The 24,737-nt window shown below is 71.7% G+C and carries 23 protein-coding genes; 15 read left to right on the forward strand and 8 right to left on the reverse strand.

The genetic code is table 11. The features are described 5' to 3' along the window. The first annotated feature begins 167 nt into the window (after nt 1-167). The 3 genes from QK440_RS27550 (at nt 168) to QK440_RS27560 (ending at nt 3,457) form a co-directional block, all read left to right on the forward strand. Nucleotides 168-908 (forward strand): response regulator transcription factor, encoded by a 741-nt coding sequence (locus tag QK440_RS27550; protein WP_282795933.1) that lies wholly within the window; start codon nt 168-170, stop codon nt 906-908. Beyond that, a complete protein-coding gene (locus QK440_RS27555; protein WP_282795934.1) occupies nt 905-2,323 on the forward strand; it encodes a HAMP domain-containing sensor histidine kinase in 1,419 nt (472 codons plus the stop codon). Before QK440_RS27550 ends, QK440_RS27555 begins: the two co-directional genes overlap by 4 nt. Before the next feature lie 453 nt (nt 2,324-2,776). After that, entirely contained in the window at nt 2,777-3,457 is a 681-nt protein-coding gene (locus QK440_RS27560) for a peptidase inhibitor family I36 protein (protein WP_282795935.1), read from the forward strand. Between the two features lie 70 nt (nt 3,458-3,527). On the opposite strand, the gene QK440_RS27565 is transcribed toward QK440_RS27560, so the two are convergent. The 4 genes from QK440_RS27565 to QK440_RS27580 all read right to left on the reverse strand — a co-directional run bounded on the left by QK440_RS27565 (nt 3,528) and on the right by QK440_RS27580 (nt 8,695). After that, nucleotides 3,528-4,661 (reverse strand): hypothetical protein, encoded by a 1,134-nt coding sequence (locus tag QK440_RS27565; protein WP_282795936.1) that lies wholly within the window; start codon nt 4,659-4,661, stop codon nt 3,528-3,530. Then, on the reverse strand, nt 4,658-5,182 hold the full coding sequence (locus tag QK440_RS27570; protein WP_282795937.1) for a sigma-70 family RNA polymerase sigma factor: 525 nt from the start codon (nt 5,180-5,182) through the stop codon (nt 4,658-4,660). Before QK440_RS27570 ends, QK440_RS27565 begins: the two co-directional genes overlap by 4 nt. Nucleotides 5,183-5,403: 221 nt before the next feature. Beyond that, on the reverse strand, nt 5,404-6,753 hold the full coding sequence (locus QK440_RS27575) for a DUF2993 domain-containing protein (protein ID WP_282795938.1): 1,350 nt from the start codon (nt 6,751-6,753) through the stop codon (nt 5,404-5,406). Nucleotides 6,754-6,835: 82 nt separating this feature from the next. Beyond that, on the reverse strand, nt 6,836-8,695 hold the full coding sequence (locus QK440_RS27580; protein WP_282795939.1) for a bifunctional metallophosphatase/5'-nucleotidase: 1,860 nt from the start codon (nt 8,693-8,695) through the stop codon (nt 6,836-6,838). A gap of 397 nt (nt 8,696-9,092) precedes the next feature. Between QK440_RS27580 and mshD the strand changes: the two genes are divergently transcribed. The 10 genes from mshD (at nt 9,093) to QK440_RS27630 (ending at nt 20,832) form a co-directional block, all read left to right on the forward strand. After that, the gene (gene mshD / locus QK440_RS27585; RefSeq protein WP_282795940.1) at nt 9,093-10,034 is read left to right on the forward strand and encodes a mycothiol synthase; all 942 of its coding nucleotides are present in this window, start codon (nt 9,093-9,095) and stop codon (nt 10,032-10,034) included. 44 nt (nt 10,035-10,078) lie between these two features. Then, complete coding sequence (locus tag QK440_RS27590; protein WP_282795941.1) at nt 10,079-10,252, forward strand: hypothetical protein; 174 nt, start codon at nt 10,079-10,081, stop codon at nt 10,250-10,252. A gap of 206 nt (nt 10,253-10,458) precedes the next feature. Continuing rightward, entirely contained in the window at nt 10,459-12,735 is a 2,277-nt protein-coding gene (locus QK440_RS27595; RefSeq protein ID WP_282795942.1) for an RNA degradosome polyphosphate kinase, read from the forward strand. Nucleotide 12,736: 1 nt separating this feature from the next. Further along, entirely contained in the window at nt 12,737-13,816 is a 1,080-nt protein-coding gene (locus tag QK440_RS27600; RefSeq protein ID WP_282795968.1) for a CHAD domain-containing protein, read from the forward strand. A gap of 238 nt (nt 13,817-14,054) precedes the next feature. Next, nucleotides 14,055-14,564 carry an NUDIX hydrolase gene (locus QK440_RS27605; RefSeq protein WP_282795943.1) on the forward strand — a complete coding sequence of 170 codons (510 nt, stop codon included), beginning with the start codon at nt 14,055-14,057 and terminating at the stop codon, nt 14,562-14,564. A gap of 462 nt (nt 14,565-15,026) precedes the next feature. Further along, complete coding sequence (gene pstS / locus QK440_RS27610) at nt 15,027-16,148, forward strand: phosphate ABC transporter substrate-binding protein PstS (protein ID WP_282795944.1); 1,122 nt, start codon at nt 15,027-15,029, stop codon at nt 16,146-16,148. 105 nt (nt 16,149-16,253) lie between these two features. Then, entirely contained in the window at nt 16,254-17,279 is a 1,026-nt protein-coding gene (pstC, locus tag QK440_RS27615) for a phosphate ABC transporter permease subunit PstC (RefSeq protein WP_282795945.1), read from the forward strand. Further along, nucleotides 17,276-18,328, forward strand: a complete 1,053-nt coding sequence (gene pstA / locus QK440_RS27620) for a phosphate ABC transporter permease PstA (protein WP_282795946.1) — start codon at nt 17,276-17,278, stop codon at nt 18,326-18,328. Before pstC ends, pstA begins: the two co-directional genes overlap by 4 nt. Nucleotides 18,329-18,401: 73 nt before the next feature. After that, entirely contained in the window at nt 18,402-19,178 is a 777-nt protein-coding gene (gene pstB, locus QK440_RS27625) for a phosphate ABC transporter ATP-binding protein PstB (protein WP_282795947.1), read from the forward strand. Between the two features lie 226 nt (nt 19,179-19,404). Beyond that, complete coding sequence (locus tag QK440_RS27630) at nt 19,405-20,832, forward strand: integrin alpha (protein WP_282795948.1); 1,428 nt, start codon at nt 19,405-19,407, stop codon at nt 20,830-20,832. 87 nt (nt 20,833-20,919) lie between these two features. Here the strand turns inward: QK440_RS27630 and QK440_RS27635 are convergent, their stop codons facing one another. Together QK440_RS27635 and QK440_RS27640 are read right to left on the reverse strand one after the other, a co-directional pair. Then, nucleotides 20,920-21,918, reverse strand: coding sequence for an inorganic phosphate transporter (locus QK440_RS27635; protein ID WP_282795949.1), 999 nt, complete (start codon nt 21,916-21,918; stop codon nt 20,920-20,922). 9 nt (nt 21,919-21,927) lie between these two features. Continuing rightward, nucleotides 21,928-22,548, reverse strand: coding sequence for a DUF47 family protein (locus QK440_RS27640; RefSeq protein WP_282795950.1), 621 nt, complete (start codon nt 22,546-22,548; stop codon nt 21,928-21,930). 167 nt (nt 22,549-22,715) lie between these two features. On the opposite strand from QK440_RS27640, the gene QK440_RS27645 reads away from it, so the two are divergent. Further along, complete coding sequence (locus tag QK440_RS27645; protein WP_282795951.1) at nt 22,716-23,105, forward strand: metal-sensitive transcriptional regulator; 390 nt, start codon at nt 22,716-22,718, stop codon at nt 23,103-23,105. A gap of 154 nt (nt 23,106-23,259) precedes the next feature. On the opposite strand, the gene QK440_RS27650 is transcribed toward QK440_RS27645, so the two are convergent. Together QK440_RS27650 and QK440_RS27655 are read right to left on the reverse strand one after the other, a co-directional pair. Beyond that, on the reverse strand, nt 23,260-23,469 hold the full coding sequence (locus tag QK440_RS27650; protein ID WP_282795952.1) for a hypothetical protein: 210 nt from the start codon (nt 23,467-23,469) through the stop codon (nt 23,260-23,262). A 96-nt stretch (nt 23,470-23,565) separates the two neighbouring features. Further along, nucleotides 23,566-24,375, reverse strand: coding sequence for a hypothetical protein (locus QK440_RS27655; RefSeq protein ID WP_282795969.1), 810 nt, complete (start codon nt 24,373-24,375; stop codon nt 23,566-23,568). A 152-nt stretch (nt 24,376-24,527) separates the two neighbouring features. On the opposite strand from QK440_RS27655, the gene QK440_RS27660 reads away from it, so the two are divergent. Then, nucleotides 24,528-24,683: a hypothetical protein gene (locus QK440_RS27660; RefSeq protein WP_282795953.1), complete on the forward strand. Its 156-nt coding sequence runs from the start codon at nt 24,528-24,530 to the stop codon at nt 24,681-24,683. Nucleotides 24,684-24,737 lie beyond the last annotated feature (54 nt).

The following is a 24,737-nucleotide window of genomic DNA, read 5'->3' on the forward strand; positions in this document are numbered from 1 at the left end:
TTTCAGCCCGTCCGGCGTTTGAGGACGAGGCGCGGAGCGCCGAAAAAGCGGGGTCCAGGGGCGGCAGCCCCTGGTTTGGACAAAGGGGCGGGACCGGGGCGCCCCGCGCGGGCCCGTGCGACGCTGATAGCGGCCCCGACCACCCCGTACCCGAGGAAGACACACCCATGAGCCCCGCCGAAGGCGACCCGCAGCGGATCCTGATCGTGGACGACGAGCCCGCCGTACGCGAGGCGCTCCAGCGCAGCCTCGCCTTCGAGGGCTACGGCACCGAGGTCGCCGTGGACGGCGCGGACGCCCTGGAGAAGGCGGCCGCGTACCGCCCCGACCTCGTCGTCCTGGACATCCAGATGCCGCGCATGGACGGCCTGACCGCGGCCCGCAGGCTCCGCGCCACCGGGTCGACGACGCCCATCCTGATGCTGACCGCCCGCGACACGGTCGGCGACCGCGTCACCGGCCTGGACGCGGGCGCGGACGACTACCTGGTCAAGCCCTTCGAGCTGGACGAGCTCTTCGCCCGCATCCGCGCGCTGCTGCGCCGCAGCTCGTACGCGGCGGCCGCCGGGCGGACCGCGGAGAGCGACGTCCTCACCTTCGGCGACCTGCGGATGGACCTCTCCACCCGCGAGGTCACGCGCGGCTCGCGCACGGTGGAGCTGACCCGTACCGAGTTCACGCTCCTGGAGATGTTCCTCGCGCACCCGCGCCAGGTGCTCACCCGCGAGCAGATCCTCAAGGCGGTGTGGGGCTTCGACTTCGAGCCGTCGTCCAACTCCCTCGACGTGTACGTCATGTACCTGCGCCGCAAGACCGAGGCGGGCGGCGAGCCGCGCCTGGTGCACACGGTGCGGGGCGTCGGGTACGTGCTGCGCGCGGACGGCACGGGGAACGGCGGGCGCGAGTGAACCCCGTGCTACGCCGCTACCGGGTGCTCCCGCTGCGCTCGCGGCTCGCGCTGCTCGTGGCGACGGCGGTGGCCGCGGCCGTCGCGGCGGCTGCGGTGGCCTGCTGGTTCGTCGTACGGAACACACTGATCAGCTCGATGGACGACGCGCTGAGCGAGAAGCGGGTATCCGACGAGTTCGTCCGGGACGCGATCTACGCCGACGGACGATGCCGTCAGTCGATCGTCAAGGACGGCGACCGGCCCGACCTGTACAAGCAGACCGTCATGGTGGCCGACCAACGGGGCGGCAGTTGCATCATCTTCGGCCAGCAGCGGATCGAGCTCAAGGTGGCGGACACCGAGGTGGCGCAGCGTGAGCGACCGGAGGCCTTCCACGACGCGACCGCGGTGAACGGGGACAAGTACCGCGTCTACACCTACCCGCTGTCCGGTCTTCCGTACGCCGTCTCCGTGGCCCGCCCCCTCGACGAGGTGCAGGACACCCTCAGCAACCTGGTCCTGGTGCTCTCGCTCGTCGCCGGGGCCGGTGTCGTCGGGGCCGGGGCCGCAGGTCTGTGGGTGGCCCGGGCCGGGCTGCGGCCCGTGGACGAGCTCACCGCCGCGGTCGAGCACGTGGCCCGTACCGAGGACCTGAGCCTGCGCCTGCCCACGGACGGCGCCGGTGACGACGAGATCGCCCGGCTCTCCCGTTCCTTCAACGCGATGACCTCGGCGCTCGCGTCCTCGCGGGACCTCCAGCAGCAGCTCATCGCGGACGCGGGGCACGAGCTGCGCACGCCTCTCACCTCGCTGCGGACGAACGTCGAGCTCCTCGCGCGCAGTGACGAGACGGGGCGGGCGATCCCGCCCGACGACCGCAAGGCGCTGCTCACCTCCGTGAAGGCGCAGATGACCGAACTGGCCGCTCTCATCGGCGACTTGCAGGAGCTTTCCCGGCCGGACGCGGCGCCGGGGGCGAAGGTGCAGGTCGTCGCCCTGCACGAGATCGTGGACGCGGCCCTGGAGCGGGCCCGGCTGCGCGGCCCGGACCTGACGTTCTCGGCGGACCTGTCGCCCTGGTACGTCCGGGCGGAGCCGCCCGCCCTGGAGCGGGCCATCGTCAACATCCTCGACAACGCGGTGAAGTTCGGCCCTCCGGGCTCGGCCGTCGAGGTCGCCCTGAAGGACGGCGTCCTGACGGTACGGGACCACGGCCCCGGCATCCCCGCGGACGAACTGCCCCACGTCTTCGACCGCTTCTGGCGCTCCCCCTCCGCCCGCAGCCTCCCCGGCTCCGGCCTGGGCCTGTCGATCGTGGCCCGCGCGGTGCGCCAGGCGGGCGGCGAGGTCTCCCTGGGCCCGGCCCCCGGCCCCGGAACGGTGGTGACGGTCCGCCTGCCAGGAGCCCCGACACCACCACCGGCGGCTCCTTGAGCCTGAGCGGGACGTCACTGCCGGGAATGGCCGAGAATTCCGCCTGTCGGCCGTGACATCCCGGGATTCAACCGGTGACACAGCGGACTTCCGCAGCGAACCTCACGTAGCGCAGCACTCCCCTTCTCCGGTTACGTACCACGGAACAGAGAAACGGAATACACCCGTTGTGGATCACAACTCGTGAACCCCGCAGCAGATGACATGCAAATTTTTCCGTCGGACGGTACAGAGGATCACACCTGCGCATTGCCGAGCCCGTGGTCGCCTCTCCTTTGCCAAACTATAAGAAGTTGAATACCGGGTCATCCGCATCAGCGATGCGGAATTGACCCATCTTGTTCAAGCAACGACTTACCGCCAACTCTGCTCAGCACGATCCGCTCTTACTTGCAGAGTGGTTGGCTGTACCCGCGCCGCTCGGAAGGCCCGGCGGCGCGGAAGGAGAAAATCGTGCACGGATTAACCAGGAGAGCCATCGGGGCCGCCACGGCGACCGTCGCCCTGGCGACTCTCGGCGTCAGCGCGGCCGCAGCCGACGGTCCCTCCGCCGCGCTTCCCTCCGTGGCGCAGGCCGATGAGCGGCCCGCCGTCCGTTCCCTCACACCCGACCAGCGCCAGGATCTGCAGTCCGAGGTCGAGGCCGGTCTCGCCAACTCGCTGGGCGGCCGACAGGTATCGGCGAACGAGATCGCCTTCCCCGGCACTGGCGCTCTCCTCACACTGCCGCTGCCCGGGCAGGACACCGCCCCGCCTTCCAGTGGGCCGGCGATGCGAGCCGTCGGCATCGACGCACCTGAGACCCTGGCCGACTGGGAGGGATGCCCGGCCGGTCAGGACGACAACCGCTGGTACTGCTTCTACCAGCACGAGGACTTCGGCGGGCGCCGACTGCAGTGGAACCACGCGCACTGCCAGGACGCCGTCAAGTTCAAGGACTACGACTTCAAGAACCGCACCTCGTCGTGGGTCAACACCACGAGGAACATCTCCCACTGGGGCATGATCGTCAAGGTGTGGCAGGCGGACGGTCCGAACCGCCTGATGTGGACCGAGAGACCGTGGACGAAGTCCTCCTACGTCGGGGACGAGAACAACGACAAGGCGGACCAATTCGAGGCCTGCCGCAGGTGAGGTACCAGGCAGGCGGCGCATGAGCGGGGCCGGAGGAACGGTAAGGGTTCCTCCGGCCCACGTCGTGATCCTACGGCCTCGCTCCTTCGGCTCGTACGGGTTGCCGTGTCAGGGTTTCGCGTACGGACAGCGTGGCCGGGACCTGCTTGACGTTGATTTTCAGCGGGTCTCCGAAGATCGCCTCCTCGCTGCCCATGACGGCCCCCGTGTCGGGGCTGATCAGCAGCGTCTCGCGTGAGTAGTGCTTCGGGTGTGCGGGGTCGTGGCCCGGCTTCTGCTGTGTCACCACGGCCAGTGCCTCCTGGCCCTGCCACGTACGCGTCGTGTACGTCCGCAGCGGGCCGTACCCCTCTCCGTCCCGGTCCGCGTCCGAGGGCCCGAAGTCGAAGTACCGGTCGGGCTCGGCCAGCACGCGGAGCATCGTCGCGCGTCGCGCCCCGGACAGGTGCTGTGCGCTGTCACCGCCCATCTTTCCCTCACCCGCCCATGCGGCCAGGGCGACAAGGAGCTCGCGGCGTCCGTTCTCCTCCACCGCCGACGACTTCGTCCTGATGAGTTTCGCGAGGGCGTGCGGATCGTCGGGGACGGGCCGGGGAGCGTCGTAGTGGCCGGGACCGTAGCGCTCGTCCGTCACCCCGGTTCCCGCGACCAGGCCGCGCTCGCGGGCCGCCGCTTCGGTCTCGGGGTGGGGGAACAGCGGTTCGCCGAACGCGGACCGGTCCCGCCCGGAGCCGTCCTTGTTGATCCATTGCTCCGACACGGTGGGCACCGCGGCTGTCGCGGCACCCAGCGGCGCGTCGGCGTCGATGTTGAGGGACCACCCCCAGGTCTTCGTGTAGATCCACTCCGAGGGATGCGGCGCAGGCTGCTTCTCCACCTTCGCGGCGAGGTCGAGCAGGGTGCGCCCGGCTGACTGGGGTGTCGGGGTGAGCCGCAGGACCGGAGGGGTCACGGAGGCGACGTACCGGTAGGCGTCCGCGCGGTCCCGGCGGGGCACGTCACCGAGGACCACGGCGGTGGCCGCCGCCGCGACGGCCGCGGCGGCCGTACCGATGACGATCCGCCGGCGTACGGCGTTGCACGCCGGCGCGGCGGCTTCCCGCACGTCGTCGGCGCCCTCGACGCGGGCCAGGACGCGCGCTTCCACGCGTGTGCCGACGGCAGAGGTGTCGAGGTTCGTGGCGGGGTCGGGAGGCAGCGTCATGTGCGGGTCCTCTCGGGGCGGACGGGCCGGCGGGCAGGGGACGTCAGGAGCTGGGCGAGCCGCTTCCGCGCACGGTGGAGGCGGACGAGGAAGGCGACGCGGTTGCACCCCGTCACCGAGGCGGCCTCGGCCGGAGTGAGGCCGTCCCACGTCGTGAGCATCAGTGCCTCGCGGTCGGCGGGCGAGAGCGCGGCGAGGGCGTGGTAGGCGTGGATGCGGTCGATCGCGCCGTCCTCCGCCGACTGCGCCATGGCGTCCCGCCACACCGTCCGCAGCAGGTCGAGCGAGCCCTGGGCGCGATCGTGCCGTGCCAGGTGATCGGCGACCTGCCGCCGGGCGATGGTGTACAACCAGGGCAGGGGATCGCCGCCGCGCTGCTGCGACCGGGCGTGCCAGGCGCGGACGAAGACGTCAGCGCAGACGTCCTCCACCGCGTCGGGCGGAAGGCGCCGGGCGAGGTAGCGCAGGACGTACGGGTGGCAGGTGCGGTACAACTCGGCGAACCGTTCACGCTCGTCCATCCGGCGGCCCTTCGTCGGGTTCGTCTACGTCATGTATGACGCCGGGACGGAGCCTCGATTACACGGCTTTCCCCGGATTCCCGCACGGCGTGCCGGGGTGGAAGTCAGGAGCCCTCGGCTCCGGTTCTGGTCTCCGGCTGACGCGCCTCACGCCCCGCGCGCGGGGTGTGTCACGTGCGGCGCGGGCCCAGGGCGTCGGGACCTGTCGCGCGCCCCGCGCCTCACGTGCCGAAGCCGATGCCGTAGCCCTCGACTACGACGCGGATTCCGCCCTGGTGCACGGTGACGTCGCGCAGGCGTAGCGCTCCCTCGCCCGGTAGCTGCGGGAGTTGGAAGGCCAGGGAGAGGCGGTCGGTGAGGACGGGGCGGGTGAGGCCTTCGAGGCCCTTGAGGAGGGCGGGGTCCAGGCCCAGGCGGCGCAGGAGTTCGGGGTGTTCCCTTGCCACGTCCAGGAGGTTCAGGCGCATCACGTCGTCCACGAACCGGGGCGAGCCGGTCAGGTCGTTCAGCTCGGCGTCGCCGCGCAGCGCCTCGCGGACGGCGGAGTCCGGTACGCCGAGCCGCCGCGCGACCGCCGGCACCGCGAGGAGCGCCTTCGCCCGGTCCGACTCGCGGGCCACCCGCGCGGCGGACGCGCGGCTGAGGTGCAGGCCCTCGGAGGGCTTCGCGCCGGGCCGGTACGTGGCGAGGTCGCCGATGTCGAGCCGCATCCGGTCGATGTCGGTGGCGATGCCGCGCTCGCCGATGCGCTCGATGTGCGCGTCGGCCCGCACCTTCAGGTCGTGCCCGGCGACGGGCAGCGTGCCGCGCGCGAGCACCTGGTCACGGCCGCGGCCGGTGAAGGTGACCTGGGAGGCGCCGAGTTCGCGGTTCAGGTCGTCGAAGGACAGCAGCACCTCGCCGCGCATGCTGTCGATGACGGCGCCCGTCAGGGAGGTGGGGCCCGCGCCCTTGAGGGTGATGTCCTTCGCGGTCGCGGACACCTTCGCGAGTGAGACGCGGTCGGCCGCCACGTCCGGGACGGTGACCCGCACCTCGTCGAGGCGCTGGTCGAGGACCTGCGTGAGGAAGGGGAAGCCCTCGATGTCGACCTCGGGCGCCGCGCTCAGGCCGAGGGGGCCCTTGAGCCGGTCGGCGGCCTCGTGCTCGGCGTAGAGGAGGGCCCAGCGGTCGGCGAGGACGAGGAAGGCGGTCCCGACGGCGAGCGCGACCAGGAGCTTCGCGGCGAGCGGGAGCCCGGCGAACCGGTTCCGCCGACGGCGGCTGCCGCGCCGGTGGTTGGGGGGTGACCAGGGCTCTTCGTCCTCGTCACGCCGCTCGGTCCGGCCGGTCCGACCGGTCCGGCCTGCGCTGCCGCTTGCACCGTTCCCGCGGTTCTCGCGGCTGTCGGTGTCCGGGACCTCCGGGACTTCCGAGGCGTCCGCGGCGTCGTCGGTGTCCTTGAGGAAGTCGTCCAGCGGGTGCCGCGCGAGCTCGGCCAGTTCGTCGTACGGGTTGGGCCGGGCGGCGGGGGGTGGGGAGTGCGGGGAAGCGGAAGGATCGGGTGGGGCTATGCGGTGGGGGGAACGCATCGGTCGATCTCACCACACGTTCACACCCCACCCCAAGCCTCTTTGCGGAGAGTTACTTCACAGCCGCTAAGGAGCTACGGCGCTACTTCACCACGGTGATGCGGTCCGCCTTGGGCGGCGCGATCGGCTTGCCGGCCGAGGAGTTCGCGGCGAAGTAGTCGTTGAGGGCCTTCAGGTCGTCCGCGCCGACCAGCGGCTTGGTGCCCTTGCCCAGCTCGGTGAAGCCGTCGCCGCCGCCCGCGAGGAAGGAGTTCATCGCGACGCGGTAGGTGGCGTTCGGGTCCAGCGGCTCGCCGTTGAGCCGCACCGAGTCCGTGACGACGCGGTCCGCGCCGGACTTGGTCAGGTCGAGCGTGTACGTGAGGCCCGCGGAGACCTGGAGGATCTTCGGGGAGGCCTCGTTCGAGCCGCTGACCTGCTGGCGCAGCGCGGTCAGGAGCTGCGCACCGGTGAGGTCGACGAGGTTCACGGTGTTGCTGAAGGGCTGCACGGTGAACGCCTCGCCGTACGTCACGACGCCGTCGCCCTCGCCGCCGCTCGCCTTGTGGACGAGGTCGGAGCGGATGCCGCCCGGGTTCATCAGGGCGAGCACGGCCTTCGGGTCGAGGGACTTGGCGTGCGCGAGCTGCGCGTCGGCGATGAGGTCGCCGAGCGGGGACTCGGGCGTCGCGGCGCCGCGGCCGGGGATGTCGCCGGAGATGTAGCCGACCGGCCTGTCCGCGATCGGCGCGGCCAGCTTGTTCCAGCGGTCGATCAGGCGCGTCATGTCGGCGGCCTTGGGCTGCGTCCGGCTGACGACGTGGTTCGCGGACTTCACGCTGGTGCGCACGATGTCCTTGGTCCTGCGGTCGTACGTCAGGGTCGTGTCGGTGTAGAGCTTCCCGTACGACGACGCCGACGTGACCATGCGCGGCTTGCCCGCCGGGTCCGGGATGGTGCAGACGTACGCCTGGTGCGTGTGACCGGTGACGAACGCGTCGACCTTGGGCGAGGCGGCCTTGGCGATCGCGGCGATCGGGCCGGAGATGCCGTCGCCCGCGCCCGGCGAGTCGCAGTCGTAGTTGTACGCCTGGCTGGCCGGGGAGCCGCCCTCGTGGACGAGGGTGACGATCGACTTCACGCCCTGCCTGTCGAGGACCTTGGCGTACTTGTTGATCGTCTCGACCTCGTCGTGGAACTTCAGGCCCTTGATGCCCTCGGCCGAGACGATGTCCGGGGTGCCCTCCAGGGTCAGGCCGATGAAGCCGATCTTCACGCCCTTGTGCTTCCACACCCAATAGGGCTTGAGGAGGGGCTTGCCGGTCTTCTCCTTCGTGACGTTCGCCGCGAGGTAGGGGAAGTCGGCGCCCTCGAACTTCTTCGGCTTGCCGTGCTCGTCCTTCTCGTAGCAGCCGTCCTTGGGGTGGCAGCCGCCGTTCTGGATGCGGGCCAGTTCCGTCGCGCCCTCGTCGAACTCGTGGTTGCCGACGCTGGAGACGTCGAGGTCCATCTTGTTCAGGGCCTCGACGGTCGGCTCGTCGTGGAAGAGCCCGGAGAGCAGCGGGCTCCCGCCTATGAGGTCGCCGGCCGCCGCGGTGACGGAGTACGGGTGGCCCTTGCGGGCGGTGCGCAGGGACGTCGCCAGGTACTCGGCGCCGCCCGCGTCGATCTTCTTCTCCGTGCCGTCCGGCTGCTTCTCGACGACCTGGCCCGAGGAGCCCGCGGGCGTCTGGAGGTTGCCGTGGAAGTCGTTGAAGGACAGGAGCTGTACGTCGACCGTGCGCTTGGTGCCGTGGTGGCCCACGGCCGCCATCCGGTCCTGTCCCTGCTGCTGTCCCTGCTCCTGGCCCGCGGTGGCGGGCAGCGCGGCGGCGAGCGCGCCGACGGTGGCGAGGCCCGCCGTGACGGCGAGGACACGGGCGGTTCTGCGCCGGGGCCTGCGTGGCTGGGAGGTGGCTGACACGAAATCCCCTGGGGTGGTGTGGACGACTGGGGCCGTGCCGAAGCCTAAGGTCAACGCGCGTAGCGCAACAGGGGCCCGGGGGTTACGTCCTGGTTGCCTTTCGCTGGCGGGGGCGCCTTGGGCTGGCGGGGGCGCCTTGGGCGGGGCTGTCGCGCTGCGCGCTCGTCCTCAAACGCCGGACGGGCTGTTCTCCCGCTGGCCGCGGGCGGCATCGCGCGCCTCTCCTGTCCCGACCGATCGCGCTCCGCGCTCGTCCTCAAACGCCGGACGGGCTGTTCTCCCCTGGCTGCCGTCGGCATCGCGCGCCGCCCCCACACACAAACCGCTCGCGCCGCGCGCTCATCCTCGCCCGGCGGGCTGTGTCTTCGGCCGGTGGCTTCGTCTTACCCTCGGATCCATGACAGACCAGCAGCCCGCCAGGGGCCCCGCCCTTCGCCAGATCGACACCTACGACGCGCTCACGGCCGAGCAGGCGGACGCCGTGCTCGGGCTTCTCGCGGATGCCGCCCGTACCGATGGTCAGCAGGCCGTGTCCGAGCAGGGGCGGCTGCAACTGCGGGGCGGGGCCCGGGACGGCGTACGGCATCTGCTGCTCACCGTCGGCGGTGAACTCCTGGGGTACGCGCAGCTCGAGGACACCGACCCCGTGGAGGCCCCGGCCGCCGAGCTCGTGGTGCGGCCCGGGCACCGGGGGCACGGCCACGGGCGTGCCCTGGGGACCGCGCTGCTCCACGAGTCGGGCAGGCGGCTGCGGGCGTGGGCGCACGGCGGGCACTCCGCCGCGCGGCACCTGGCGCAGGTCCTGGGGCTCACCCTGTTCCGCGAACTGCGCCAGATGCGGCGGCCGCTGGCCGATCTGGAGCTGCCCGAGCCGGTGCTGCCGCACGGCGTCCGCGTCCGCGCCTTCGTCCCCGGCCAGGACGACGCGGCGTGGCTCGCGGTGAACGCCGAGGCGTTCGCGCACCACCCCGAGCAGGGCTCGCTGACCCAGCGCGACCTCGACGACCGCAAGGCGGAGCCGTGGTTCGACCCGGCCGGCTTCTTCCTCGCCGAGCGCGTGACCGCGGACGGCGGCGCCGAGCTGGTCGGCTTCCACTGGACGAAGGTGCACGCGGCCGAGCAACTCGGCGAGGTGTACGTCCTCGGGGTGCGGCCGGGCGCCCAGGGCGGCGGACTCGGCAAGGCGCTCACCGCGATCGGCCTGCGCCACCTGGCCGCCGCCGGGCTGCCCACGGCGATGCTGTACGTGGACGCGGACAACAAGGCGGCGGTGAACGTCTACGAGCGCCTCGGCTTCACCACGCACGAGACGGACCTGATGTACCGCACGGAGTCCTGACGGGGACGCTCCGGACGAGCACTCGCACCCGGGGGCGGCGTCCCTTGACGCCGCCCCCTTCCGGGACCTCGTCCCCCTGGGCGGCACCGCCACCGGCCGACTTCCCTCCCCGCTCCCACTTCTGGTACACCCAGCTCATCGAGTGCGGCATCGTCCTCGCCCTCGCGGCGGTGGCCGCGTGCGCCGCGTGCGCGGTGCTGCGGCGTCGTACGCCCTGATCCGGCACGCCCGGTGGACGCCTGGGGGACGTCATGCGCACTCCCAGGCGTCATGTCGGCGTAACCCATGATTCAGACAGGCTTGCGACGCTCACGCAATGCAGCCGCCCCCCGTGCCCGACCCAGCGCGCCCGAACGGCCGGGCCCGTCCCGCGCCCTCGTCCTCCGGCGCGCTTGCCGGGGGGCATGCGCGGAAGAATGGATCCATGAGCGAGCCCACCGCGCAGACCGACCGCACGACGAGCCCCGACGCCGACGGCATCCGGCACGCCCAGCCCTCCGTCGGCTCCCTCGCCGCACACCGGCCGCACACCCTCGCGGCCACCGTCTCCGACCTCGACCCGGACCTCGACGCCGACCTCGACGGGTACGATGAGGACGCCGCGTCCGGGCACGAGGGCGCCGCGCTGCCGCAGGGCCGCTTCCTGGACCGGGAGCGGAGCTGGCTCGCCTTCAACGAGCGCGTCCTGGAGCTCGCCGAGGACCCGGACACCCCGCTCCTGGAGCGGGCCAACTTCCTCGCGATCTTCGCCTCGAACCTGGACGAGTTCTTCATGGTGCGGGTCGCGGGGCTCAAGCGCCGCATCGCCACCGGCGTCGCCACCCGCTCCGCCTCCGGGCTCCAGCCCCGCGAGGTCCTGGAGCTGATCTGGACCCGCTCGCGCGAGCTGATGGCCCGGCACGCCGCCTGCTACCAGGAAGAGGTCGCGCCGGCCCTCGCCGACGAGGGCATCCACGTGGTGCGCTGGCACGAGCTGACCGACAAGGAGCAGTCCCGGCTCTACACGCTGTTCATGCAGCGCATCTTCCCGGTGCTCACCCCGCTCGCCGTGGACCCCGCGCACCCCTTCCCGTACATCTCGGGCCTCTCCCTGAACCTGGCCGTCGTCATCGAGAACCCGGTCAGCGGCCACGAGCACTTCGCCCGCGTCAAGGTCCCGCCGCTCCTGTCCCGCTTCCTGGAGGCCTCGCCGCAGCGGTACGTCCCCATCGAGGACGTCATCGCCGCGCCCAGGCACCTCCAGGAGCTGTTCCCGGGGATGAACATCAAGGAGCACCACATGTTCCGGCTCACCCGGAACGAGGACCTGGAGGTCGAGGAGGACGACGCGGAGAACCTCCTCAAGGCGCTGGAGAAGGAGCTCATGCGGCGCCGCTTCGGCCCGCCGGTGCGCCTGGAGGTCGAGGAGTCCATCGACGACAAGGTCCTCAACCTGCTGATGCGGGAGCTGAAGGTCAGCGAGTCCGAGGTGCACCCGCTGCCGGGCCCGCTCGACCTCACCGGCCTGTTCGCCATCGCGGGCCTGGACCGGCCCGAGCTGAAGTACCCCAAGTACGTCGCGGGCACCCACCGCGACCTCGCCGAGGTCGAGTCGGCGTCGGCGCCCGACATCTTCGCCGCCCTGCGCGGCGGCCACGACGTACTGCTCCACCACCCGTACGACTCGTTCTCCACGTCCGTGCAGCTCTTCCTGGAGCAGGCCGCCGCCGACGAGAACGTGCTGGCCATCAAGCAGACGCTGTACCGCACCTCCGGCGACTCCCCGATAGTGGATGCGCTCATCGACGCCGCCGAGTCCGGCAAGCAGGTCCTCGTCCTGGTCGAGCTGAAGGCCCGCTTCGACGAGCAGGCCAACATCAAGTGGGCCCGCAAGCTGGAGGAGGCGGGCTGCCACGTCGTGTACGGCCTCGTCGGCCTCAAGACCCACTGCAAGCTGTCGCTCGTCGTCCGCCAGGAGGGCGACCAGCTCGTGCGCTACTCCCACGTGGGCACCGGCAACTACCACCCCAAGACGGCCCGCCTGTACGAGGACCTCGGCCTGCTCACCGCGAACCAGGAAGTCGGCGCGGACCTGTCCGACCTGTTCAACCGCCTGTCGGGCTACTCGCGGCGCGAGACCTACCGCCGGCTGCTCGTGGCCCCCCGCTCGCTGCGCGACGGCCTCATCGCCCGCGTCGACCGGGAGATACAGCACCACCGCGCGGGCCGCCCCGCCTACGTCCGCATCAAGGTCAACTCGATCGTCGACGAGGCCGTCATCGACGCGCTGTACCGCGCCTCGCAGGCGGGCGTCACCGTGGACGTGTGGGTGCGCGGCATCTGCGCCGTCCGGCCCGGCGTCGCGGGGCTCTCGGAGAACATACGCGTGCGGTCCGTGCTCGGCCGCTTCCTGGAGCACTCCCGGATCTTCGCCTTCTGCAACGGCGGCGAGCCGGAGGTGTGGATCGGCAGCGCCGACATGATGCACCGCAACCTCGACCGCCGCATCGAGGCGCTGGTCAAGGTGACGGCCCCGGCCCACCGGGCCACCCTCGGGCGGCTCCTGGAGACCGGCATGTCGGACACCACGGCCTCGTGGCACCTGGGGGCGGACGGCAACTGGACGCGGCACGCCACCGACCCGGACGGCCAGCCCCTGCGGAACGTACAGGAGATGCTCATAGACGCCCGGAGGCGCCGGCGTGGCACAGCAACACCATGAGATGACGGCGGGCGAGGCCCTGTCGGTCTACCTGCAGGACCAGGCGACCGCGTTCCTCCGCTCGCTGCGGCTGCACCGCGAGTCCTCCACGGACGCGCAGGGAGCCGAGGAGTCGCTGGCGGCGGCCCGCTCGCTGCGGCACGCGGCGCGCCGCATCGGCGCCACGCTGCACACCTTCCGCCCCCTCCTGGACCAGGAGTGGACGGAAGCGCTCCGGCCCGAGCTGGCCTGGCTCTCCGGGACCCTGGCCCGCGAGCACGCGTACGCGGCCCGGCTCGACCGGCTCCTCGGCGCCCTGCACCGCCTCTCGACCCCGGCCCCCGTCCCGGCCCCGGCGGACGCGCCCGCCGTACCGGCCGGTTCCGCGGCGGGCAGCCGGCCCGCGGGGCGCGAGCGGTGGACGCAGCCCACGCCACCGCGCGCCGGTGACACCAGGGCCGGGCAGGGGGCCAAGAAGCCCGCGGGGCACCTGGCCGTGGGCGCCGCCAAGGCCGCCGCCCTCCTGGAGCGGCAGCTCACCCTGGCCCGCACCCGGGCCCACTCCGCGGCCCTCCAGGCCTTCGGCTCCTCCCGCTTCCACGCCGTCGCCGACACCGTCGCCGTCCTGGCCAGCGAGGTCCCCCTCCACCCGGCCCGGGACACCGACCTGAAGCCGCTGGCCGCCGCGGCGGAGGCCCAGCTCGCGGAGGCCGTCGCCGCGCTGCCGCTGCTGCGCGCGGGCCACCCGTACAACGCCGAGGCCCTCGTGCACGGCCTGGCCGCCGACACCGCCCCCGAGGCGCAGGACGCGCCCTGGCTGAAGGTCCGCTCCCTGCTGCGCCTGCACCGCTACGCCCAGGAGGTCCTGCACGGCGACGCCCTGCGCGACCCCCGCCTCGGCCAGGCGGGCCAGGCCCTGGACCTGCACCGGGAGGCGGCGGACGCGGCGACGGCGGCGGCCTCGGCCGCGCGGACGCCCCGCATCGCCCCGGCCACCGCGTACGCGCTCGGCGTCCTGCACGCGGACCAGCGCCACGAGGTGGAGGCGGCGCGGTTCACGTTCCAGCAGGCCTGGCTGCGGGAGGCGGTCACGGCACCATGACGCGGCAGGCGGCGCACGGGCCCCGAAGGACGGCCCGGGTGAGGCACGAGAGGGCCGGAGCGAGCCGCGGAACGGCCCGAGCGACCCACGCGACCTGGGTGGCCCATGTGACCCCGGCGACCCGAGCGGCCCTTGCAACCTATGCGCCCCGAGTGACCCAGTCGGCCCGAGTGACCCAGTCGGCCCAAGCGGCCCGAGCACCCCGCAAGGCAGCCCCGACTCCCCCCGAGGCCCCCCGATGACGGCGGCTCTCCCCGAGCCCGAGCCCGAGCCCGAGCCCAGGCCTAAGTCCGAGCCCAAGCCCGAGCCCAAGCCCGAGCCCGAGCCCGAGTCCGAGCCCGTCCTCGCCGCGGGCTGCCTCCTGTGGCGCCGCTCCACCGCCCCGGGCGGCCTGGAGCTGTGCCTGGTGCACCGGCCCAAGTACGACGACTGGTCCTGGCCGAAAGGCAAGCTCCAGCCGGGCGAGACCCTCCTTGCGTGCGCCCTGCGCGAGGTCGAGGAGGAGACGGGCCACCGCTGCGTGCCCGGCCCCGCGCTGCCCACGGTCCGCTACCTCAGCAACGGCCGCCCCAAGGAGGTCCACTACTGGGCCGCCGAATCCGCGGGTGGCCATTTCACGCCAAGCTCCGAGGTCGACCGCGTGCGCTGGCTCCCCCCTGACGAGACCCGCGCCCGCCTCACCCGGCTCCGGGACAGCGACCTCGTGCCGGTCCTCCTGGACGCCCTGCGCGGCGCCGGGGCGCTCTGAGCCCGCCGGAGCGCGCCCCCGGAGCAGGTGCCCTGAGCGGGCGCCGCCCCCTTTCCCCGGCCTCACGCGTACTCACGCGCACGGGACGCCCCACGCGCACCGCCGGACGACGGCCTCCCGCTCACGGCACCCCCGCGCGGCCCGGTGACACCGAGCCCGGCGCACGCTCCCGGCGCGAAAATATCGATGCGCGCCCCACAAGCCCTTTACGCGCCCGTAGCCGTAATCAGCCCGTGACCTCACCACAAAGTCCGCGTAGGTTCACCGCTCGTTCATGTACGGCCATCAGCCGCTTCACCTGTTCTGCCTAATTTCGGCCTTACGTGATGCGCGGCGCGACCGCCCGGGCCGTCCCCGCACCGCGTGTCGAGAATCATCGGCCGCCATGGCCACCCGAACCACTTCGCACGCCGCCACGACGGGCCGGCAACGGCCGGCGGCTCCCGGAAGGAACTCCCGAAAGTGAAGCTTCAGCGCATGAACCGGCGGGCCCTCACCCTCGGTGCTCTCGCCGTCTCCGGCGCCCTGGCCCTCACGGCGTGCGGCTCGGACGACACCGGCGACAGCAACGGCGGCGAGAAGACCACCGCCAACAGCAAGATCGACTGTGAGGGGGCCAAGGGCCAGCTCATGGCCTCCGGCTCGTCCGCGCAGAAGGGCGCGATCGACGCCTGGGTCAAGCAGTACCGCGCGGCCTGCAAGGACGTGCAGCTCCAGTACAAGCCGGACGGCTCGGGCGCCGGCATCACCTCCTTCCTCCAGGGCCAGACCGCCTTCGCGGGCTCCGACTCGGCCCTGAAGCCGGACGAGATCGCCGAGTCGAAGAAGGTCTGCAAGGACAGCCAGGCCATCGACCTGCCGATGGTCGGCGGCCCGATCGCGGTCGGCTACAACGTCCCGGGCGTCGACAGCCTGGTCCTGGACGCCGAGACCATCGCCGAGATCTTCAACGGCAAGATCAAGACCTGGGACGACAAGGCGATCAAGAAGCTCAACCCCAAGGCCGACCTGCCCGGCACCAAGATCCAGGCCTTCCACCGCTCCGACGAGTCCGGCACCACGGACAACTTCACCAAGTACCTCAAGGGCGCCGCCCCCTCCGCCTGGCCGCACGAGCCGGGCAAGAGCTGGGCCGCCAAGGGCGGTCAGTCCGCGAGCGGCTCCTCCGGCGTCGCCCAGCAGGTGAAGCAGACCGAGGGCGCCATCTCCTACATGGAGCTGTCGTACGCCAGCGAGGGCATCAAGACCGTCGACATCAAGACGGACGCCAAGACGCCGGTCAAGGCCACCGTCGACAACGCCTCCAAGGCCATCGCCGAGGCCAAGGTCGTCGGCAAGGGCAAGGACCTCGCCATGGAGCTGAACTACAAGCCCACGGCCGAGGGCGCGTACCCGATCATCCTCGTCACGTACGAGATCGTCTGCGAGAAGAACAACAAGAAGGACACCCTCGCCACCACGAAGTCCTTCCTGAACTACATCGCCTCCGAGGACGGCCAGGCCCTCCTCAAGGACGAGTCCTACGCCCCGATGCCCACCGAGATCATCACCAAGGTCCGCGACACCATCAAGGGCCTGAGCTGAACCTGAGCGCGGCCCGCCACCCCGGCGGGCCGCGCCGTCCGGTGCACCGCCGCCTGGAGCCGCACGCGCCGACCGCACGGCCGGCTCCGCAGACCGGAGAACCCCATGGACATACCCACCGACACGCCTCCGCCGCCCTCGCACGTCGAGGACGCCAAGCCCACGACCACCGAGCAGAAGCGCGCCGCACGCGGCGCCACCCGCCCGGGTGACCGGATCTTCCTCGGCCTCTCCCGCGGCTCCGGCATCGCCCTGCTGCTCATCATGGCCGCCGTCGCGACCTTCCTCGCCTACCGCGCCTCCGTCGCGCTCGCGGACAACGAGGGCAACTTCCTCACCACCTTCGAGTGGGACCCCGCGGGCGTCGCCCACGACGGCAAGCCCTACTTCGGCATCGCCGTCCTGGTCTTCGGCACCATCGTGAGCTCGATCATCGCGCTCGCCATCGCCGTGCCCGTGGCCATCGGCATCGCGCTGTTCATCTCGCACTACGCGCCGCGCAGGCTGGCCGCCCCCATCGCCTACGTGATCGACCTGCTGGCCGCCGTGCCCTCGATCGTCTACGGCCTGTGGGGCGCCCTCGTGGTCGCCCCGAACCTCACCGGCCTCTACACCTGGCTCGACGACTACTTCGGCTGGACCGGCATCTTCGAGTACGAGGGCGGCGCCCCGCGCTCCCTGATGACCGTCGGCATCCTGCTCGCGATCATGATCCTGCCGATCATCACCAACGTGAGCCGCGAGGTCTTCCTCCAGGTCCCGAAGATGCACGAGGAGGCCGCGCTGGCCCTCGGCGCCACGCGCTGGGAGGTCATCCGCATGTCGGTGCTCCCCTTCGGCCGCTCCGGCATCATCTCCGCCTCGATGCTGGGCCTCGGCCGCGCGCTCGGCGAGACGATCGCCGTGGCCACCGTGCTCTCCCCGAGCTTCGTGATCCAGACGTCCGTCCTCGACTACGGCGGCGGCACGTTCGCGCAGAACATCGCCAGCAAGTTCAGTGAGGCCAGCGAGTACGGCCGCGACGCCCTCATCGCCTCCGGCCTCGTCCTGTTCGTCATCACCCTGCTGGTCAACGGCGCGGCCCGGCTGATCATCGCCCGCCGCAAGGAGTACTCGGGGGCCAACGCATGAGCACCACGCCTGTCATCGAGCACGCGGGCCTCAACACCGCCCGCCTGCCCCGCTGGACCCCGTACGCCGTCGCGGCCGGATCCGTGGCCGTCGCCGCGGGCGTCGGCCTCGCCGCGGGCCTCGACTCCCGCATGCAGTGGGGCCTGATCGCCGCCCTGCTGTTCATCGGCGCCTCCTACGCCCTCTCCGCCTCCGTCGAGGGCACCCGCCAGGCCAAGGACCGCCTCGCCACCTCCCTGGTGTGGGTGATGTTCCTGCTGGCCGTGGTGCCGCTGGCCTCGTTGGTCTACGAGACCGTCGAGCGGGGCGTGAAGGTCTTCGACGGCTACTTCCTGAGCCACTCCATGGGCGTCGTCGCCGACGACGAGCCCGGCGGCGGCATCTACCACGCCATCGTCGGCACCGCCCAGCAGGTGGGCCTCGCCTGCCTGATCGCCGTGCCGATCGGCCTGCTCACCGCGATCTACCTGGTCGAGTACGGACGGGGCAAGCTCGCCAAGACCGTGACCTTCTTCGTCGACGTCATGACGGGCATCCCATCGATCGTCGCCGGTCTGTTCGTCCTCAGCTTCTGGATCCTGATCCTGGGCTTCGACTCCTCCGGCTGGGCCGGCGCCATGGCGCTGTCCATCCTGATGATGCCGGTGGTCGTGCGCTCCACCGAGGAGATGCTGAAACTCGTACCGAACGAGTTGCGCGAGGCCTCCCTCGCCCTCGGCGTGCCGAAGTGGCGCACCATCCTGAAGGTGGTCCTGCCCACCGCGATCGGCGGCATCACCACCGGCGTCATGCTGGCCGTCGCCCGCATCGCCGGCGAGACCGCGCCCGTGCTGCTGCTGGTCTGGGTCAACCCCTTCATCAACACGAACCCGTTCGACGGCCCCCAGGGCTCGCTGCCGCTGTACATCTACCAGCAGTACCAGTCCGGTACGCAGGCCGGTTACGACCGTGCCTGGGCGGCGGCGCTCGCCCTGATCGCCTTCATCATGATCCTCAACCTCCTGGCCCGGCTCGTCGCCCGCTGGAAGGCCCCGAAGACCGGTCGCTGAGGCGACCTCATTCGGCTCCGCCGAGTGGGGCCGTCAGCGACCAACAGCAGACTTCTCGAAAGCAGTGATCCCCATGGCCAAGCGAATCGACGTCTCGGGCCTCAACGCCTTCTACGGCTCCCACAAGGCCATCGAAGACATCTCCATGACGGTCGAGCCCCGCTCGGTGACGGCCTTCATCGGCCCCTCCGGCTGCGGCAAGTCCACCTTCCTGCGCACCCTGAACCGCATGCACGAGGTCACCCCCGGCGGCCGCGTCGAGGGCAAGGTCCTCCTCGACGGCGACGACCTGTACGCCTCGGGCGTCGACCCCGTGAACGTGCGCCGCACCATCGGCATGGTCTTCCAGCGCCCCAACCCCTTCCCCACGATGTCGATCTTCGACAACGTGGCCGCGGGCCTGAAGCTCAACGGCTCCTACAAGAAGTCCGAGCTCAGCGACGTCGTCGAGAAGTCCCTCAGGGGCGCCAACCTCTGGAACGAGGTCAAGGACCGCCTGAACAAGCCCGGCTCCGGCCTCTCCGGCGGCCAGCAGCAGCGCCTGTGCATCGCCCGCGCCATCGCCGTGGAGCCCCAGGTCCTGCTCATGGACGAGCCCTGCTCGGCCCTGGACCCGATCTCCACCCTGGCCATCGAGGACCTGATCGGCGAGCTGAAGGAGCGCTTCACGATCGTCATCGTGACGCACAACATGCAGCAGGCCGCCCGCGTCTCGGACCGCACGGCGTTCTTCAACCTCGCCGCCGTCGGCCAGCCCGGCAAGCTCATCGAGATCGACGAGACGGAGCGCATCTTCTCCAACCCGTCGGTCCAGGCCACCGAGGACTACATCTCCGGCCGCTTCGGCTGAGCCGCCCCCGACTCCCCGCGGTGCTGCATGGCGGTGCCACCGCAGGGGATGAAACGGGCCCGCCCCCTGGCTCCCGGGGGGCGGGCCCGTCCCTTGCCCGGCCTCCGGCGCCCGTGCCCGGCGTAACCCACGTCACACCAACCATCCGGTCCCTCCGGTGGTCAACCCGGCACCAGGACCAGGCCACGGACGCCTACCGGCCTGCCACACCCCAGGGGGAACTCCCGTGCGAAGAACCACCTTCCTGACGGCCGCCGCCTGCACGGCCGCCCTGCTGGGCGCCACCGCCCCGGCCCAGGCCGCCCCCGCCGCCCCGGCCTCGCCCGCGGCCGAGGCCGCCGCCGACTTCAACGGCGACGGCTACCCGGACCTGGCGGTCGGGGCGCCCAACGCCACGGTCGACGGCCTGAAGCGGGCCGGGCTCGTCTCCGTCGTGTACGGCTCCGCCACCGGCCTGCGGTACGACGCCCAGCAGCACATCAGCCGCGCCACCCCCGGCGTCCCCGGTGAGCCCACGACCGGGGAGAACGGCTGGGGCCACCAGGCGAGCCACGGCGACCTCGACGACGACGGCTACGACGACCTCCTGATCAGCGGCGCCGGCGCTCCGGTGGTGCTGTGGGGCGGCAAGGACGGCATCTCCGGGGGCACCGAGGTGCCGGCCGGCGAGGGCACGGAGCAGTCGCCCGCCTTCCGCTCCGGCTGGCACAAGATCGGTGATGTCAACGGCGACGGCAAGGCGGACATCGCCGGCGCCGCCCAGGTCGGACCGCAGGCCGGGGCCATCTGGGGCCTCGGCACCCTGTACGGCCCCTTCGACCGCACCTCGGGCGCGCCGGCCGCCACCGGCTGGCGGGACACCGCGGCCGAGGACGGCGTGGCCACCAGCGGTGTGCGGATCGGCGACATGACCGGCGACGGCGTCGACGACGTCGTGGCCATGGGCACCGGCCGCGTGCCCGCCGACGGCTTCCAGGCCCGCCTCCTCAAGGGCACGCGCGCGGGCTTCGTCCCCGGCGGCAGGCTCGACGCCCGCCACGGCGGCGCCTTCGGCGACCTCAACGGCGACGGCTACCAGGACTTCGTCGGCACCCCGCAGGCGTACGACGCCAAGATGTACGGCGGCATCACCGTCACCTACGGCGGCCCGGACGGCGTGAGCAGGACGCTGCCCGCCCGCCGCTACGACCAGGACAGCCCCGGCGTCCCCGGCGTCAACGAGAAGGGCGACCGCTGGGGCACCGACCTGGCCGTCGGCGACCTCGACAAGGACGGCTACGGCGACATCCTCGTCGGCGCCTCCTGGGAGTCCGCCACCGCCGCGGACACGGCCCTGTCCGGCTCGGTCACCCTGCTGCGCGGCGGCAAGGACGGCGTCACCACCGAGGGCGCCAAGGTCCTCACGCAGAACTCCAAGGGGGTGCCCAGCACCTCCGAGAAGTCGGACCACTTCGGTGAGGCGGTCACCGTCGTCGACGCCGACAGGGACGGCGCGCCCGAGGTGTACGTGGGCGGCAACGGCGAGGACACCTGGGCCGGCCGGGTCTGGCAGCTCCGGACCGGCGCCGACGGGGTGACCGGCACCGGCGCCAGGAGCTTCTCCCTGGGCGGCGGCTACGGCTCCGCGCACTTCGGCGCGTACGTCGCCACGTAGGCCCGTGGCGCGTGGACACGAAAGTGCCCCCGGCCCGGATCGTCGACCGATCCGGACCGGGGGCACTCACTGCCGCCGGGGCGCGCCTCACAGGAAGGCGAGGTTGACCACCCAGAAGCTCAGCGCGGCGACGACGGCCGCCGCGGGCATCGTGATGAACCAGCCGAGGATGATGTTCTTGGCGACGCCCCACCGCACGGCGTTCACCCGCTTGGTCGCCCCCACACCCATGATCGCCGAGGTGATCACATGGGTCGTGGAGATCGGCGCGTGGAACATGAAGGCGGTGGTGAACATGATCCCCGCGCCCGTGGTCTCCGCCGCGAAGCCCTGCGGCGGGTCCAGCTCGATGATCTTCCGCCCGAGCGTGCGCATGATGCGCCAGCCGCCGGCGTACGTACCGAGCGAGAGCATCACCGCGCAGGAGATCTTCACCCACACCGGGATGGGGTCGCCCGCGTCCTCGACGTCGGCGATGACCAGCGCCATCACCACGATGCCCATGGTCTTCTGCGCGTCCTGGAGGCCGTGGCCCAGGGCCATGCCCGCGGCCGACACGGTCTGCGCGATCCGGAAGCCCCGCTTCGCCTTGTGCGGGTTGGACTTCCGGAACAGCCACATGATCCCGCACATCACCAGGTAGCCGACCACGAGGCCGACCACGGGCGAGATGAACATGGGGATGACGATCTTCTCGACGACGCCGGACCAGATGACGTCGATGCCGCCGGCGAGCGCGGCCCCCACGAGCCCGCCGAACAGCGCGTGCGAGGACGACGACGGCAGCCCGAAGTACCAGGTGACCAGGTTCCAGACGATCGCGCCGACGAGGCCGGCGAAGAGGATCCACATCCCCTTCGTGCCGTGCGGCGTCTCGATCAGCCCCTGGCTGACGGTCTTGGCGATGCCGCTGCCGAGGAAGGCACCGGCGAGGTTCATCACCGCGGCCATGGCGAGCGCCGCGCGGGGCGTCAGGGCACGGGTGGAGACGGACGTGGCGATGGCGTTCGCGGAATCGTGAAAGCCGTTCGTATACGTAAATCCGAGCGCGACCGCAATGGTCACGACCAGCGCGAAGGTGTCCATGGCGGGGCCTCAGGACTCCTTGACCGCGATGGTCTCCACGGTGTTGGCGACGTGCTCGAACGCGTCGGCCGCCTCCTCCAGCACGTCGACGATCTGCTTGAGCTTCAGCACCTCGATGGCGTCGTACTTGCCGTTGAACAGGTGCGCGAGCAGCTTGCGGTGGATCTGGTCGGCCTGGTTCTCCAGACGGTTGACCTCGATCCAGTATTCGGTGAGGTTGTCCATGGTGCGCAGGTGCGGCATGGCCTCGGCCGTCAGCTCGGCGGCCCGGGCGAGGACCTCGATCTGCTGTTCGACGCCCTTGGGGAGTTCCTCGACCTGGTACAGGACGACCAGGTCGACGGCCTCCTCCATGAAGTCCATGATGTCGTCGAGCGAGGAGGCGAGGGTGTAGATGTCCTCGCGGTCGAACGGCGTGATGAACGAGGAGTTCAACTGGTGGAAGATCGCATGCGTCGCGTCGTCCCCCGCGTGTTCCGCGGCCCGCATACGCTCTGCGATCTCGGCTCGGGACGAGGCGTCGGCCCCGAGCAGTTCCATCAGGAGCTTGGAGCCTGTGACGATGTTGTCCGCGGATGCCGCGAACATGTCGTAGAAGCTCGTCTCCCTGGGGGTCAGACGAAATCGCACGTGGGGTCCTCGGGGTGCTTTGGATGCGGACAGGCTGATGCTAGGCGCATCATCCGGCCACGGCTAACCGGCCAGTCCCCAGTGTCGCCCATCAGGCACAGTGATCAGCACACCACCCGAGAAATCCAGTACCCTATACCCACCAGGGGTATGCACAGGAGGACGCGATGACGACCACAGAGGCGGCCGGCACGGCCACGACCACGGAAGCGCCCTCCGTCACCGAGCAGACGTCCGCCACCGGGCAGACGGCCGCCGACGACGCCGGGCACCGGACACACGGGTACCACCACCAGAAGGACGAACACCTCAAGCGCCTGCGCCGCATCGAGGGCCAGATCCGCGGTCTCCAGCGCATGGTCGAGGAGGACGTCTACTGCATCGACATACTCACCCAGGTCTCCGCGGGCACGAAGGCACTGCAGTCCTTCGCCCTCCAGCTCCTGGAGGAGCACCTGCGGCACTGTGTCGCCGACGCGGCGGTCAAGGGGGGCGACGAGATCGACGCGAAGGTCGAGGAAGCGACGAAGGCCATCGCCCGCATGCTCCGCACCTGACCCCGCGGGCCCCACTGACCGTCCCCACTGGCGCCGTCGGTATCCCCGCCGGTGACCCCGCCCGGGTCCCTCACCAGGCCCGACCCCTCGCTCCCCTGCCGGGCCGGATCCAGCCCGGCAGGACCGGGCGCGGCCGGGCGCGGCCTCGCGGAGGCTAGGCTTCCGCGCCGCCGCCGTCCCGTCGCTGCCCGTCGGAAGCCCCCTGCTGCCCGTCGGAGACCCGAAGCACCTCGTCGATCCGGTCAGCACTGAGCCGCTCACCACGCGCGGCCGACGCCGCGATGATCAGTTCGCCGCACAGCTCGATCTCGGCGAGGGCAACGTGGTCCTGAACCGCCGCGCCGCGCACCGGAACCACGTTCACCACCTCTTCCTGACCACGGTTTGTGTGCCGGTACCGGTTTCCTAGGGTAGGGAGCGGCCCGCGTGGCGCGCATGGCACGGACGGACCATATTGCGACTAGCGCGCGGCGATCTTCCCGGTGTAGATGTCCCGCTCCGCGGGCAGCCGCACCCGCACCGGCGCCCCGAAGGCGTACAGCGACGTCGTGGACGCCACCTGTCCGTTGGCCACGTCGAACCGGTGCCGGAGCTTGCGCAGCCGCCCCTGCTCGTCGACGTACGCGTCGAAGGGGACCCCGCCCCTGCTGAACCCTTTCCCCGCCGCCGCCCGCAGCGCGTCCCGGTAGGGCGCGGACGCCGCCGCCGCGGCACGGCCGAGTTCGGCCACGCCCCGGTAGTGCCGTACGGCGGCCCCGGCGGCCCGCGTCTCGCCCAGGTACGTCACCTCCCGGGCGCCGCGCAGCAGCTCGGCGGCGACGAGCGGGTCGGTCGCGCCGCCCGTGACGAGGTTCCCGTCGGGCAGGGACGACGTCTCGACCCGCACCCACTTGTCGGCCGGCACCCCGGCGCCGCGGTTCTTCATGTACAGGTCCCCGCCGGTCATCAGCTCCGTGACAGGCGGTCTGCGTCCGCCGCCCGCCGCCGGGTCCTGCGGCAGCACGACGTCGAACTGCCCCTGCCGGCGCCGGAAGTCGTACGCGCCCTGGCCGCGGATGGTCACGCGGGTCCCGCCGCTGGCCATCTCCATGGTCGTACGCGCCCTGGAACTGCCCGCGCGCACCAGCGAGTCGGCGGCGTCCCGCACCCGCGTGGCCGGGTCGTCGCTGGCCGCGGCGCCGCCGCCCGCACAGCCCGTGGCGAGGGTGACCAGCCCCAGTGCCGCGGCCGCGGCGGCCACCGTGCCCGTGTGCCTGCCCTGCTGCCCCATCGCTCTGCCGACCCCCAGCCTCTCCACGCGTCAACCGGCGCCGAACCGCGTCGAGCCGTGTCAACCGGCTCGACTCCCGTGTTCCGGATAACGACCGGTACGAAGTGTTGTCACGCGCCACCGCGTTCACCCGGTCGGCGTACCGTGGGGGCGTGCCCGAGCAGCAGTCCCCCGATCCGCACCGCACGACCACCGTCGAGAACGGCCCCTTCTGCTCCGCCCGGTGCAGTTGCGGCTGGCGCGGCCCCGCACGCCGCGCCCGCAGCAAGGCCCGCGCCGACGCCGACGCGCACAGCGCGCCTTCCTGAGCCCGCCGGAACCCGGCAGAGCCCGGTGCCGTCTCGTTGGGCGGGAACGCTACG

The sequence above is a fragment of the Streptomyces sp. CC224B genome (genome assembly GCF_030010595.1).
Lineage (GTDB): Bacteria > Actinomycetota > Actinomycetes > Streptomycetales > Streptomycetaceae > Streptomyces > Streptomyces longispororuber.